15 protein-coding genes are annotated in these 13,419 nt (G+C 62.2%); 6 read left to right on the top strand and 9 right to left on the bottom strand.

What is annotated here, in order from left to right; genetic code table 11:
- The first annotated feature begins 810 nt into the window (after window positions 1-810).
- From RN347_RS13210 to RN347_RS13200, 3 genes are all read left to right on the top strand, one after another.
- A complete protein-coding gene (locus RN347_RS13210) occupies window positions 811-1,953 on the top strand; it encodes a GGDEF domain-containing protein (RefSeq protein WP_263586342.1) in 1,143 nt (380 codons plus the stop codon).
- Window positions 1,954-1,975: 22 nt separating this feature from the next.
- Complete coding sequence (locus RN347_RS13205) at window positions 1,976-3,118, top strand: diguanylate cyclase (RefSeq protein WP_311958522.1); 1,143 nt, start codon at window positions 1,976-1,978, stop codon at window positions 3,116-3,118.
- Window positions 3,119-3,229: 111 nt separating this feature from the next.
- The gene (locus tag RN347_RS13200; RefSeq protein ID WP_311958521.1) at window positions 3,230-4,336 is read left to right on the top strand and encodes a diguanylate cyclase; all 1,107 of its coding nucleotides are present in this window, start codon (window positions 3,230-3,232) and stop codon (window positions 4,334-4,336) included.
- A gap of 62 nt (window positions 4,337-4,398) precedes the next feature.
- Here the strand turns inward: RN347_RS13200 and RN347_RS13195 are convergent, their stop codons facing one another.
- The 4 genes from RN347_RS13195 to RN347_RS13180 form a co-directional block, all read right to left on the bottom strand.
- Window positions 4,399-4,713: a DUF6482 family protein gene (locus RN347_RS13195; protein WP_263586345.1), complete on the bottom strand. Its 315-nt coding sequence runs from the start codon at window positions 4,711-4,713 to the stop codon at window positions 4,399-4,401.
- Window positions 4,714-4,727: 14 nt separating this feature from the next.
- The gene (locus RN347_RS13190; protein WP_263586346.1) at window positions 4,728-4,943 is read right to left on the bottom strand and encodes a DUF2945 domain-containing protein; all 216 of its coding nucleotides are present in this window, start codon (window positions 4,941-4,943) and stop codon (window positions 4,728-4,730) included.
- Window positions 4,944-5,239: 296 nt separating this feature from the next.
- Window positions 5,240-5,920, bottom strand: coding sequence for a type 1 glutamine amidotransferase domain-containing protein (locus tag RN347_RS13185; protein ID WP_263586347.1), 681 nt, complete (start codon window positions 5,918-5,920; stop codon window positions 5,240-5,242).
- 103 nt (window positions 5,921-6,023) lie between these two features.
- Entirely contained in the window at window positions 6,024-6,320 is a 297-nt protein-coding gene (locus RN347_RS13180) for a DUF1330 domain-containing protein (RefSeq protein ID WP_311958520.1), read from the bottom strand.
- Window positions 6,321-6,490: 170 nt separating this feature from the next.
- On the opposite strand from RN347_RS13180, the gene RN347_RS13175 reads away from it, so the two are divergent.
- Entirely contained in the window at window positions 6,491-7,273 is a 783-nt protein-coding gene (locus tag RN347_RS13175) for a PhzF family phenazine biosynthesis protein (protein WP_263586349.1), read from the top strand.
- Here RN347_RS13175 and RN347_RS13170 read toward each other — a convergent pair.
- Entirely contained in the window at window positions 7,270-7,785 is a 516-nt protein-coding gene (locus RN347_RS13170) for a cupin (protein WP_311958519.1), read from the bottom strand. The genes RN347_RS13175 and RN347_RS13170 overlap by 4 nt on opposite strands.
- A 74-nt stretch (window positions 7,786-7,859) precedes the next feature.
- Here RN347_RS13170 and RN347_RS13165 point away from each other — a divergent pair, with 74 nt between their 5' ends.
- The gene (locus RN347_RS13165; RefSeq protein ID WP_311958518.1) at window positions 7,860-8,063 is read left to right on the top strand and encodes a hypothetical protein; all 204 of its coding nucleotides are present in this window, start codon (window positions 7,860-7,862) and stop codon (window positions 8,061-8,063) included.
- 133 nt (window positions 8,064-8,196) lie between these two features.
- A complete protein-coding gene (gene lldD, locus RN347_RS13160) occupies window positions 8,197-9,357 on the top strand; it encodes an FMN-dependent L-lactate dehydrogenase LldD (protein WP_311958517.1) in 1,161 nt (386 codons plus the stop codon).
- Between the two features lie 34 nt (window positions 9,358-9,391).
- On the opposite strand, the gene RN347_RS13155 is transcribed toward lldD, so the two are convergent.
- Genes RN347_RS13155 through RN347_RS13140 form a run of 4 tightly spaced genes read right to left on the bottom strand, consistent with a single transcriptional unit; the run spans window position 9,392 to window position 13,374 of the window.
- Complete coding sequence (locus tag RN347_RS13155) at window positions 9,392-10,258, bottom strand: ABC transporter ATP-binding protein (protein WP_311958516.1); 867 nt, start codon at window positions 10,256-10,258, stop codon at window positions 9,392-9,394.
- Entirely contained in the window at window positions 10,255-11,298 is a 1,044-nt protein-coding gene (locus tag RN347_RS13150; RefSeq protein WP_263586354.1) for an iron chelate uptake ABC transporter family permease subunit, read from the bottom strand. Before RN347_RS13150 ends, RN347_RS13155 begins: the two co-directional genes overlap by 4 nt.
- On the bottom strand, window positions 11,295-12,317 hold the full coding sequence (locus RN347_RS13145; protein ID WP_311958515.1) for an iron ABC transporter permease: 1,023 nt from the start codon (window positions 12,315-12,317) through the stop codon (window positions 11,295-11,297). The genes RN347_RS13150 and RN347_RS13145 overlap by 4 nt, the downstream gene beginning before the upstream one ends.
- A 4-nt stretch (window positions 12,318-12,321) precedes the next feature.
- Window positions 12,322-13,374, bottom strand: a complete 1,053-nt coding sequence (locus tag RN347_RS13140) for an iron-siderophore ABC transporter substrate-binding protein (RefSeq protein ID WP_311958514.1) — start codon at window positions 13,372-13,374, stop codon at window positions 12,322-12,324.
- Between the last annotated feature and the right edge of the window lie 45 nt (window positions 13,375-13,419).

The raw sequence follows: 13,419 nt of genomic DNA, 5'->3' as shown, positions 1-13,419 counted from the left end.
AGGGTCGTGATAAAGGGTGAGATAAAAGAGGAGCGTTAAAGCGAGGCGCTAAACCGGGACGATGCCAACTTTATTGTAGCCGCTGGCTGTCGCGCATTTGCACAGCGGGAAGGTGAACAGATACTTCGTTGTTGCACCAATGAACTCCACCCAACCTTTCGCGTCACCGACCAACACCGGTAAGCCCGCGACCGACAAGCCACAACAGCGTAGTCACGGCGCCAGCGGCCCATTCAGCAGAACGCCAAAAGGTTGTTGCACTATGAGGTCGGAAAATGGGCCCCTTGGCTCAAAAATCAAAGCGTCAAAAAAACGACACCAACACAATCGCGGCGGCCTCCCAAGCCGTGGGGCGGTGCGTATGGTGTAGGAGCGAACAACAAAATTGTGATTGTAGATTCGTTTAATTTCCGTTTGTTGGATGGGCGTCTGTATTCTTTGCGCGGCTTAAAAGTGGTATGGCTATAAAGCCGGATAGCTATGCGCCGATAGATAGCTGTAACCCAAATTAATTCAGGCTTGTAAAGGCCAAAACCCGGTTGGAATGTGTCAGCGTTAAGAGGGGCGGGCCATTGCAGGGTGAATTGGTGTAGAGCCTTTTGGAGTAGGTAACTCGAATTCAGTGGCGTTCCTTTTTGGGACAGAGAGCGCTGGTGGCCGGTTCGCTCTTGTTTATGAATTCCGGGTTCTGAAAAGCGCGGTGAATCGTCGCGTTATGGTCGACTATCTTGCGGTCAATGGGTGCCTATAGTGGATGGATGGTATGGATGAATATAGCGCGGTATGGCGTTTAAAACGGGAACCCCCTGAATGCTGAGTAACCTTCAAAAAATCTGGTCGCCGGGTGTGGCGGACAACCCCGTGCGACTGCGTCGACAAATCGAGCTGTGTAACCAGCTGGGTCTGTTTGCGTTCTTCATGTGCACCTGTTACCAGACCTTCTTCATACTTTCCGATTTCGACCTCTATAGCACTTATTTCACCATCAATATGCTGTTCATGGGCGGCTATGCCTCGATTTTATGGATCAATCATCGGCGCTGGTACATGACGGCGTGCCTCGTTTTCACGGCGCTGGTCATGGTGCAACTGTTCATTAGCGCGTTCTATTTGAGTGTCGATGCCGGAGTGCCTCTTTTCTATATCACGCTGGCTGGGACACTGTCGTTTCTGTTTCCCCGTAAGCAGTGGTACCTCTCGATGAGTTTAACGCTGCTCAGCGTGGCGCTTTTCGTCGCGGCGAACGTTTTGTTTCCTTCCGGTACCGCCTATACGCCGGTGCCACTGCCCTGGGCCAATCTGCTGCACGGTTTTAGCGTCGTGGGCGTGTTGCTGGTGCTGGGTACGCTGCTTTTCCACTACCGCCATCAGTTCGAGATCACCGAAAGCGAGCTTTTGATCAACAACCACGCGCTCGAAACGCTCAGCAATACCGACCCGTTGACGGGGCTTGCGAATCGACGGGTGCTCGATGACACCTTAAGGCGCGAATGGCTGCGGTTGACCCGCCACCCAGGGGCGCTTTCGGTCATCATGTGCGACGTGGATCATTTCAAACATTACAACGATCGCTTTGGTCACGATGGGGGGGATCGGTGTCTGCAGCGAGTCGCGCTGGTGCTTCAGGCCGAGCTTAGCCGGCCTGCGGATCTCATCGTGCGCTACGGCGGAGAGGAGTTTGCGCTGGTACTTCCGGAAACCGATGAACGAGGCGCGCGCCACGTGGCACATAGACTGTGCGAGGCGGTACGACGCCTTGAAATACCCAATCCCGGCGCGGGTGACGGCTTTGTCACCGTCAGCGTCGGCGTATCGAGTATCCATGCGCTGAACTGTAACGGCCTGAATGCGGAAGAGGGTGAAAGCCTGCTCAAGTGCGCAGACCAGGCGCTTTACCAGGCCAAGAGTCTCGGTCGCGACCGGGCCGTTTTTTTGACGTACGCGGCAGGATAGCGGCGCTTTGGGAGTACGAAGAATGCTCGATCAATGGATGAAGCTAAGCGCCGTCGATATGAGGGAGCTGCCCGCCAAGCGTCAGCGTCAGGTTCTGGTGTGTGATCAGTTGGGTATTTTTGCGTTTTTTACGCCTCTTCCTTACCAGCTTTTCTATATCTTTTACGATCTCGCTTACTTTAGCGAAATATTCATTATCAATCTGATGTTCATGTCCTGTTACGCGACGGTGCTACTGCTCAACCGGCGCGGCGAGTACGGGGCGGCGCGCAATTTGCTTATGTTGTGTGTGAGCACCCACATGTTCGTTTCATCGCTCATGGCGGGTTCTGGCGTAGGCGTTAATCTTTTCTATTTTACCCAGGCCGCCGTGCTGGTCTTTTTGTTTCCTGGGCTTTGCTGGCTGGGGTTGGTCGCCTGGCAGCTCGTATGCGGTGCGCTCTATCTCGGCACTCAGCTATTGTTGACGTCAGAAGTCGCGATTACGCCGGTGCCCCATCCCTGGGTGGATCTCATGTACGTGTGCAGCGCCTCCGGCGCGCTGCTGCTGATGGTAGCCTTACTCAATCTTTTTCGACACCAAATCGAGAACACCGAGAAGGAGCTGTTGACGACCAGCCAGATGCTCCAGGTCCGCTCGAGCACCGATCCGCTAACCGGACTCGCCAATCGGCGCGCGCTGGACGAGGCCCTGCGCGCCGAGTGGCTGCGGCTTGCGCGTCATCCGGGCACGCTCTCGGTCATCATGTGCGATGTCGATCACTTCAAGGGCTATAACGACTATTTTGGTCACGATGGGGGCGACGAGTGCTTACGTCAAATTGCCTGGGCGATCAAGGAGGTGCTCGAGCGGCCTTCGGATTTGGCGGTGCGCTATGGTGGCGAGGAGTTCGCGGTCGTGCTGCCCGCGACCGACGAGCAGGGCGCTCGACACGTGGGGGAAAAAATCAACGAAGCGGTGCGGCGTTTGGCCATCCCCAATCCACATATAAAAGGCGGTATCGTGACTGTCAGTGTCGGTGTCTCGAGTTCCACTTGCTTTACCAGCACGCATTTCGAGCAAAGTGGCGAGCGCCTGCTCAAGTGCGCCGACCAGGCGCTCTATCTGGCCAAGAAAAACGGACGCGATCAAACGGTCTGTATGGGCTGCTACTCGCTCACCTGAAACGTCTCGCCACGCGTCTTTTTGCGCTGAATTCCAAGCTTCTCTTTTAGGGCGCCTACAATGTTAAAGAGAGTCAAATGGGTTTGGGCGGCAGGCGTGGCCGGTAATACCATGCAGCGACGTCGCCAAATCGAACTGGCCAACCAGATAGGGCTATTCGGCGCGGTAGCGACGGCTCCTTATCAGCTGTTCTACTATTTGTACGACTTCGCCTATTTCAACAGCGTGTTTACTGCCAATATCGTTTTTACTCTAGGGTATTTGTCAGTGCTCGTGCTCAATGGGATGCGGCGCTACGGGCTGGCGCAGCGAACGCTGTTGATCAACGTCAATATCCAGATGTTCGTCGTGACCGCGCTGATCGGTGCCGATGCCGGGGTGCATCTTTTTTACTTCACCATTGCCGCGGTACTGGTGTTCATGAAGCAGCGCGGGCGACGACGATATATCGCTCACATGGCGCTTCTGGGTACGCTCTATATGACGGCCCACTTTCTGTTTACGCCGTCCAGAGCGCTATCGCCGGTTCCCGCCCCTTGGGTGAACGTCATGTACGTGGGCAGCGGCATTGGGGTGCTGACGTTATTGGGTATTTTTCTGTGTCTGTTTCGCCAGCAGATCGATCATGCCGAGCGCGAGTTGATGCTATTGAGTCGCCATTTCAAAACGCTGAGCAATACCGACCCGCTAACCGGGCTTGCCAACCGGCGGGTGCTGGACGAGGCGTTGGAGCGCGAGTGGTCGCGGCTTTCACGACATTCCGGAGCGCTCTCGATCATCATGTGTGATATCGACCACTTCAAGCGCTTCAACGACCGCTACGGTCACGACGCGGGCGATGAATGTCTCAAGCGCGTCACCGCCGCCTTGAAGGAAGGGCTTTCAAGGCCCTCGGATCTGATCGCGCGCTATGGCGGTGAGGAGTTCGTCATCGTGCTGCCGAATACTGCCGCTCAGGGGGCGCGCCATATCGCGGATCGGCTATGCCAGGCGGTCGAAGCGCTTGAAATACCCAACGAAGACTCAAGCACGAGCGCCTGGGTGACACTGAGCGCCGGAGTATCGAGCACCGAAGCCGCCGTAACGATGCGCGCAACCGGCGGTGGTGTGCTGTTAAAGGGCGCCGACCAGGCGCTTTATCAGGCCAAGACAAGCGGACGCAATCGGGCCGTTTACTTACCATGTCCGACCAATGCTCTCGAACCGAGCGGCGCTTGAACACGGCGCGCAAAAAAACGGCGAGTGCTTTCGACGCTCGCCGTTTTTATGAGAAGCGCTTTCTACGCCCCGGAGTGAAGCGTCAGTGGTGTCTTGTGGGACTCCTGGTCGGCGTCGAGGCCGATCATTTCATCGTAGGGCACCTGCTGGACGAGATAGAGCGGCACGTTTTCCAGCCCGCCCACGTCGCTCAAGCGTTTGCGCGCGTCGGTAAGCGACTGCGGACGTATGGGCTTGCCGTGGTGGTCGACCAGTACATGCTCTTCGTCATCGTCGGTCATGGCGCGAAAGACGAACACATCGCCTTCGTGAGACTCGATGTGCAGTTCCTTGATACTCGACTGACCGGCAAGTTTTACGAACTCGTCGAACGTCATGGTGGCCTCCTTGGCTACGCTTTCTTGATTTCAGTGTGCAGTTTGAGAACGCGACTGCCGTCCTCCTGTTTGATCAGATAGGCGGGGGTTTTTTCACTACCCTTGCGGGTCACCTCGCTGCCCTGAAGTTTGCGCGTCACTTTCTCGCAGTACTTTTTGGTGACCTGACCTTGGGCCCAGTTGTCACCCCATTTCCATTTCACCCACTCGCGCTGCTTGAAATCCGCCATCAAAGGCATCCTCGAAAATTGTACGTTGTACAATTCTTGTACCTTTTGAGGGTTTTGGCAATGAAGAGTTCAATATGGAGCTCTTGTCAGGCGTACCGAGCCTGGTTGGATCAAGCGAGCGAAGGTGGCATGCAATGTGTTGGTGGTGCCGCAGATACATAAAACCCTCTTCAGCCGGGGAGGTTGAAGAGGGCCAATGTGCGTGGATCGATGCATTATCGGGGCGTCAGGCGCATCATTTTCAGCGTGAGGGGTTTCAGCGCGAAGGGAGCAGCGCAAGGTTCCAGGCGTTGGATTTATCGCTTGAGCCTCTTCAATAGCGCCTCGGCAGTCGCCTCGGAGGAGCCGGGGTTCTGGCCGGTGATCAAAAGACCGTCCTCCACCACGTAGGCGCTCCAGTCATCGCCCTTCGAGTACTCGCCGCCTTGCTCCTTGAGCATGTCCTCGACCAGAAACGGCACCACTTTGGTAAGCCCTACGGCTTCTTCTTCGCTATTGCTAAAGCCTGTCACCTTGCGCCCGGCGACCAGCGGTTTGCCATCGCTTTTGCGCACGTGGCGAAGCACGCCGGGGGCGTGGCACACCGCAGCAACCGGCTTGTCGGCGGCCAGGGCGTCTTCGATCAGGCGGGCCGAGGTGGCGCTTTCGGCCAAATCCCACAGCGGGCCGTGGCCACCGGGATAGAAGATCGCATCGAAATCACTGACATCGATATCGTCGAGCGTTTGGGTGTGAGCCAGCGCGTGCTGCGCGTCAAGATCCTGCTTGAAACGGTTGGTGGCGTCGGTTTGGGCGTCCGGCGCGTCGCTCGATGGGTCCAGCGGCGGCTGGCCGCCGGCAGGGGAGGCCAGAGTCAGCTTGGCGCCCGCATCCAGAAAGGTGTAGTAGGGCGCGGCCAGCTCTTCGAGCCAGAAGCCGGTCTTGTTGCCGGTGTCGCCGAGCTTATCGTGAGAGGTCACGACCATCAGAATGTTCATCGCTGACTCCTTGTGTGGTCAAACATGTACAGGAAAAGACTCACTTGAGCGTAGGTAACTCGGCCCGCTGTTGCCAACGTGCCGGGGCGGTTCGCACTGGGGGTTAGCCCTCTGGCAGCCCGTCGAGCAGCAGTACGCGGTAGTCGGCGCCTAGAAAGCGGTGCTTTCGAGCCGCCTGGTAAGCGGGGCTGTGGTACCAGGCGCGGGCGGCGTCCATGTCGGGGAAGCGCAGAATCACGCCGCCTTCCATGGCGCTGCCTTCCAGCACCTCGAAGTCGCCGTAGAACGCCAGCGGCTCAGGGTCATGACCTTCGCGAGCGGCCTTGGCCTTTTCACCGTAGGTTTTGAACTCCTGCTCGTTGTGGGTGCGTTCTTTAATTAGTACAACGTAGGCGGACATGCATTTACTCCTGTCATGCGCCGGATGGCGAGGTCTTCGGGCATCCGGCCTGGGGCCGTCAAGAACCCTGAATTCTGGCCCGAGATCGATAGGGCGTCCACCGCCGCGTGTTGGTGCCCGTCGCCGCCATGATAAAATGGCGCTCCTTTTTTCGCTTTTGAGCCTCTTGTATGCATGTGGATCTTTACCAGGTCGATGCCTTTGCCGACCGGCCGTTTGAAGGCAACCCCGCCGCCGTTTGCCCGCTCGACGCGTGGCTGGATGACACCCTGCTACAGGCCATCGCGGCGGAAAACAATCTATCGGAAACCGCGTTTTTCGTACCTGAGGGGGCGGGGTACCGGCTGCGCTGGTTTACGCCCACGGTCGAAGTGGATCTTTGCGGTCACGCCACGCTGGCCGCCGCCTGGGTAATCTTTAACGCGCTGGGCGTGAATACCGAGACGCTTGCGTTTCAAACGCGAAGCGGTGAGCTGTTGGTCGCCCGCGACGGTGAGGCGTTGGCCATGACGTTTCCCGCCAAACCGCCCGCATCACTTGCATTGAAAGACGAGGTCGCCGCTGCCCTGGGGCTTTCCCAAGTCGACGAGGTGCTGATCGCCGACGATATCATCGCGGTGGTGGAAAACGCCCAGGTCGTCGCCACGATCACGCCGGACATGGCAAAACTCAGGGCGCTACCGGGAAGGGGCGTCGCCGTGACCGCGCCTGGTCAGGAGGAAGACTTCGTTTCGCGCTGGTTCGGCCCGAAGGTCGGCGTTGAAGAGGACCCGGTCACCGGCTCGGCGCATACCTCGCTTGCGCCCTACTGGGCCAAGCGGCTGGGTAAGCACTCACTTACGGCGCGTCAGGGCGGCGCACGTCAGGGTACGCTTCGGGTTCACCTGAAGGATGAGTACGTCGTGATTCAGGGGCGGGTCGCGCCGTACCTGACAGGTACGATCACACTTTAACGCGCTTGCCAGAACGTCATGGCGTCGCCATCGACCGGGCCCTGGGCAGGCAGAGCAACGGCGGCGGCCCGCGCTTTCAACGCGTCGAAATCCTGCGGATTGCCGCGCTCCAAATCCGGCGTTTGGCCGGGTGGGTAGGCGCCCACCATGCAGAAATCGCCTTCATCCTGCAGGCAGGCGTGACCGGTGCCCGCCGGCAGCACCAGCACATCGCCCGGGGTAAGCGTAATGACGGGCCCGTCGGGGCCACCCAGCTGCGCCCGGGCGCGGCCGCGAAACACGCCTAGCGCTTCGTGGGCATCGGCGTGGAAGTGCTGAAAATCGTAGAGGTGATAGCGCCAGGCGGGCGGCCAGCCGTTTTGCTCGAACAGCGCCTCGAGCGCCTGGGCGTACTGTTCGGCGTCACCGTGCGCGACCACGCCACGGTAAATCAGCACCGGCAGCCGTGAGTTGGGAAAGCCGCGTTGAACATCGCCTTCAAGATAAAGCGTTTCGAGCGTGGGTGTGCTCATTCTGTGCTCCTCGTCGCGTTAGGCGCTTTTCTAACTTTAGCAGCAGGGCGCTAACCGTCGAGGAGCCTGAGCTGGTGGTGGAGCCAGGCGTGGTGTGGCTATTCGATGACTGGCAACTAGCGCCGATGCCGATGTTCGTTGCCTTTCGACCTCATCGTCACGTCAGCGCCAGGCTGCGCGTGTTCATCGAGTGGGTCGCTGCGCTGATGGCCGCGCAGTCTCCTGGCGTCGATCGATCCCACGAGGTAAAAGGCGCGAGTCGAACGCCGTCCGAGTGAGCTTTCCATAGACTAAAGTTGGGGGCAGTGGGGCGCTCCCCGGGCGGGTTTACTTGGTACGCTAGCCGGTAGCGTAAGGCGTTGGAGGTACGGACGCTTCACAGTTTCCCGTCTCGAGAGGTAAGGCGATTCCATGATCATTTCAAGCCCTTCGGATTACCGGCAAGCCGCCAAGCAGCGCATTCCCCGCTTTCTGTTCGACTACCTCGACGGCGGCTCGGTGACCGAGAGCACGCTGCGCGGCAACGTCGAGGCGCTGCAGGGCATTCCGCTGCGCCAGCGGGTATTGAAAGGCGGTGGTACGCCCACTCTCGATACCGAGATTCTGGGAAGCCAGTGGAAAATGCCGGTGGCGCTCGCCCCAGTCGGGGCCACGGGCCTGTACGCGCGGCGCGGCGAGGTACAGGCGGCGCGCGCCGCCGAGAAGGCGGGGATTCCCTATACGCTCTCGACCGTGTCAGTCTGCTCGATCGAGGAGGTGGCTCGCGATGCCCAAGGCGAGCAGTGGTCGCAGCTTTATGTATTGAAGGATCGCGGCTTCATGAAAAACGCCCTGGAGCGCTCCTGGGCGGCAGGCATGAAAACGCTGGTGTTCACCGTGGACATGCCGCTGCCCGGTTCGCGCTATCGTGACCGGCGCTCGGGCATGTCCGGCCCCAACGCCAAGCTTCGCCAGTACGCCCAGGCGATCACCCATCCGCAGTGGGCCTATGACGTGGGGCTCAAGGGCAAGCCGCTGTCGTTTGGAAATATCGAGGCCTACACGCAGCGCACGATGGGCATGGACGATTACATGGGTTTTCTGGCCAAGAACTTCGATCCCTCGATCAGTTGGGATGAGCTGGCCTGGATTCGCGAAAGCTGGAAGGGCAAGCTTATCATCAAGGGGCTTCTGGACAAGGACGATGCCCGCGAGGCGCAGCGCATGGGCGCCGACGGCATTGTGGTGTCGAATCACGGCGGTCGCCAGCTCGACGGCGCGATCTCCACCGCCCAGGCGCTGCCCCACATCGTCGAAGAAGTCGGCGACGAACTCACCGTACTGGCGGACTCCGGCGTGCGCTCCGGGCTCGACGTGGTGCGCATGCTGGCCCTCGGCGCCAAAGGCGTGCTGCTCGGCCGCGCCTACGCCTACGCGCTGGCCGCCCGGGGCGAGGCGGGGGTCTCGCACCTTCTGGAGCTGATCGCCGCGGACATGCGCGTGACCATGACGCTGATCGGCGCTAATTCACCCGCCGAGATCAACCAGAGCCATCTCGACGCGGTGGTGAAAGAGATGAAGATGAGCGAGTAGCGCCGCCCCCTCGCGCCGCTTGATCGCCCCGCCGTCATTGCGGGGCTTTTTCGTACTCAGGCGTTAATTCATTGGGCTGCGATACCTTGGCCCGTGATTTAGCCTTTACGCCGCCGTGGCGCCCCAGCGGAATCATCATCGGCTTGCCGGTCACCGGGTCGTCAATGACCCGGCTTTCCAGGCCGAACACCTCACGCACCATCTGCTCGGTCAGCACGCTTTCGGGCGGCCCCGCCGCGTACACGCGCCCGCCCGCCATGGCGATCAGCGTATCGGCGTAGCGGGCGGCCAGGTTCAGCTCGTGGAGCACCATCACGACCGTAGTGCCGCGGGTCTGGTTGAGCTCGGTGAGTAGATCCAGCACGTCGATCTGGTGGTTGATGTCGAGAAAGGTGGTGGGCTCGTCGAGCAGCAGGACGCGGGTCTGCTGGGCCAGCGCCATGGCGATCCACACCCGCTGGCGTTGGCCGCCAGAGAGTTCGTCCACCGCGCGCTCGGCAAGCTCGCAAAGGTTGGTGGCGGCCAGCGCATCGGCGACCGCCGCCTCGTCCGCTGCGCTCCAGCGCTTGAACAGCCCCTGGTGGGGGTGGCGGCCCCGGCTGACCAGCTCCAGCACGCTGATGCCCTCCGGCGCAATGGGCGACTGCGGCAAAAAGCCGAGCTGGCGGGCGAGCTTTCGCCCGGGGACACCGTCGATGGCGTGGCCGTCGAGCAGCACACGCCCGCTGGCCGGGGTGATCAGCCTTGAGAGCACGCGCAACAGCGTCGACTTGCCGCAGGCGTTGGCCCCGACGATGGCGGTGATATGGCCGGGCGTCACTGTGACGCTGACGTTTTCGAGCACGCGGCGCTCGCCGTAGCCGGCAGTGAGCGCGTCGGCCTGCAGGGAGGATGCGTTCATGGGGCGCCCTTGCGTTGGTTGTCGCGAACGATCAGATAAACGAGGTAAGGCGCGCCCAGCACGCCGGTGACGATGCCGACCGGGTAGCGGGCGGGCAGCAGGAACTGCCCGGCGTAGTCGCTGGCGAGCACCAAAAGCGCTCCCACCAGCGCCGCCGACCAGAGCAGCGAGCCGTTCTGGCCGTTGATGCGCGCGGCGATCGGCCCGGAAAGAAACGCCACGAAGGCGATCGGCCCGGTCACCGCCGTGGCGAAGGCCACCAGGCCTACCGCCGCCAGCACCACGACGAGACGGGTAACGCCAAGGCGCACGCCGAGCCCAGCGGCGAGCTCGTCCCCCAGGCGCAGCGCGTCGAGATCAGCGCGTCGGCTCAGCAACAGCCCGCCCAGCAGAGTCAGCGCCAGACCCAGCGGCAGCGCTTGCGCCAGGCGCACGCCGTTGACGCTGCCGGTGATCCAGCGAAGCGCCTCCTGCAGCGACCAGCTCGGCGCCTGCATCAGAAGATACGCCGTTACGCTTTGCAGCATGGCGGCAAGGCCGATGCCGATCAGGATCAGCCGAGCGCCGGTCACGCCGTCGCGCCAGGAGAGCAGGTAGATCGAAAGCGCCACGCCAAGCCCCGAGGCCACCGCCGCAAGCGCCACCGCCGGCCCGCTCCAGGAGAGCGCGACGATGGCAAACACCGCACCGGCGCTGGCGCCGCTGCTGATGCCGATGATGTCCGGACTCGCCAAGGGGTTGCGCAAGAGCGTCTGGAAGGCCACGCCGCCGAGACCAAAGCAGGCGCCGGCGAGCAGGCACGCCACCGCCCGGGGCAGGCGCAGCTCGCGCACGGTGAAGCTCGCGCCCGGTACGTCGATGCCGGCGAGCACCCGCGCCACCGTGGAAAGCGGGGTGTAGGACTGACCCAGCGCGAGCGTCACCAGCACGCCCAACAAAAGCCCGGCGGCGAGCAGCGTCAGCACGCCCCGGCGTCGCCTTGATTGGGCACGGCGCAGCGCGTTCAGATGCGCCCGCTGCGTAAGGGTCGCCTGCTTCATGGCGCGCCCACCTTGCGACGGCGCACGATCCAGATGAACACCGGCGCGCCGACGAACGCCGTGACGATGCCCACGTCGAGCTCCGCCGGATGCGCCGCCAGCCGCCCGGCAACATCCGCCGTCATCAGAAGAATCGCCCCGCCCAGCGCGGAGAACGGCAACAGCCAGCGATAGTCGGTGCCCACCAGCAGGCGGCAGGCGTGGGGCACGACCAGGCCCACGAAGCCGATCGGCCCGCACGCCGCGGTGGTCGCGCCGCACAAGAGCACCGCGCCGATCGCCGACATCGCTCGGGCCAGCACGACGTTTTCGCCGAGCCCGGCGGCGGTATCGTCGCCCAGTGCCAGCAGGTTGAGCTGGCGCGCCGAGGCGACCGACACGATGAAGCCCATCGCCAGGCAGGGCAGGATGGGAAGGAGTTGGCCGTAGGTCGCCCCGCCTACGCCGCCGACCAGCCAGGACTGCACCAGTCCCGAGATATCGCCCCGGGGCAGAATCACGGCGGTGGTGAGCGATGTGAGCGCGGCGGTGATCGCCGCGCCGGCCAGCGCCAGGCGAAGCGGCGTGGCCCCGCCGCGGCCCAGGCTTGCGATGGTGTAGACCGCGACCGCCGAAAGGCTTGCCCCGGTCAGGGCGCTAATGATGAAACCGAGGCTGGTCTGCATGTCGAACCAGGCAATGCCGATCACGACGGCCAGTGCGGCCCCGGCGTTGACGCCGAGAAGACCAGGGTCGGCCAGCGGGTTGCGCGTCAGCCCCTGCATGACGCCGCCGGCCACGCCCAGTGCGGCACCGGCGAGCAGCGCCAGCAGCGTGCGCGGCAGGCGGCTGGCCACGGCGGCGTCGCCCACGCTCTGCACCTGGCCTGTGAGCGCGGCGTGAATCTCCGCCCAGCCGACGCTTCGCGCGCCCAGCGCGATCGAAAGCGCTGCGGCCCCGATCAAAAGCACCACCAATAGCGCCGCGCCAGTCAGGCGCTTGGCCAGGTACCGGCGGTAGGCGCTCGGGCGCGCGGGCATCGCGTCACTCGGCCTTGCGCGCGGCGTCGGCGAGGAGCATTGCATAGTCATCCAGTACCCAGGCAATCGACATCGGCGTCGGGTTGGCGGCGGTGCCCAGGGGGCTGTCGTCGAGCATCACCACCGCGCCGTTCGCTACAGCGGGCAGGCGCGAGGTGAGCGGGTTGGCCTTGAGCTCATCCAGCAGTGACTCACCGCCGTAGGTGACCAGAATATCCACGTCGTTGAGTTCGTCGATCAGCTCGGCGCTGATGGCGCCGGAAAACTGACCTTCGGCGGCGTTATCCAGCACCACCTGGGGGGAGGCGAGGCCGAGATCGTGGAAGAACTGCACGCGGGCATCGTTATCCGAGTAGAAGGCGATCCGTCCCAGGTGGTTGGGGTCGAGATGCGTGACGAACATCGCGGTCTTGCCGTCGAGCACCGGATAGCGCGCGGCAGTCTCGCGAATCTGCGCCTCGAGTTCAGCAATCAGCGCGTCGCCTTCTTGTGCCATGCCCATGCCGGCGCTGTTCAGGCGAATCATGTCGCGCCAGCTCGTCGCCCAGGGGCCTTCGCGGTAACCCACTACCGGGGCGATCTGGCTGAGCGTGTCGTAGTCGCTTTGGCTAAGCCCGGAGTAGCCGGCCAGAATCACGTCCGGGCGGCTGGCGGCGACGGCCTCGAAGTCGATGCCGTCGCCTTCGTCATAAAGCGTCGGCGCGGGGGCATCGAGCGCTTGAAGGCGCGCCTCGACCCAAGGCAGCAGGCCGCTGCCGTTTTCGTCGCCGAAGTTGGCAGCGGCAAAGCCCACCGGTACCACGCCCAGCGCCAGCGGCACCTCGTGGTTCGCCCAGGCGACGGTGGCGATACGTTCAGGCGCCTGTTTGAGTACGGCGGTGCCCAGCGCATGGTCGATGCTCAAGGGGTAGTCTGTAGCGCTGGCCGGCGACAGCGGCAGAGCCGCTGCGGCCAGCGCCGTCAGGCCAAGTCTCTTGAGGCCGAGTCTGTTGCGGCCAAGTCGCTTGAAGCCAAGTCGCTTGAAGCCAGGCGCCTTGAGACGTTTGAGGGCGTACATGGACGGTTCCTTTAACAAAGCCGCCGCCCGGGGCATGCCCGGGCG

Origin of the sequence: Halomonas sp. PAMB 3264, from assembly GCF_031954245.1 — a bacterium.
Taxonomy (GTDB): domain Bacteria; phylum Pseudomonadota; class Gammaproteobacteria; order Pseudomonadales; family Halomonadaceae; genus Vreelandella.
Note: the sequence above shows the minus strand (reverse complement) of the source record. Positions and strands in the feature narration are given on the sequence as shown.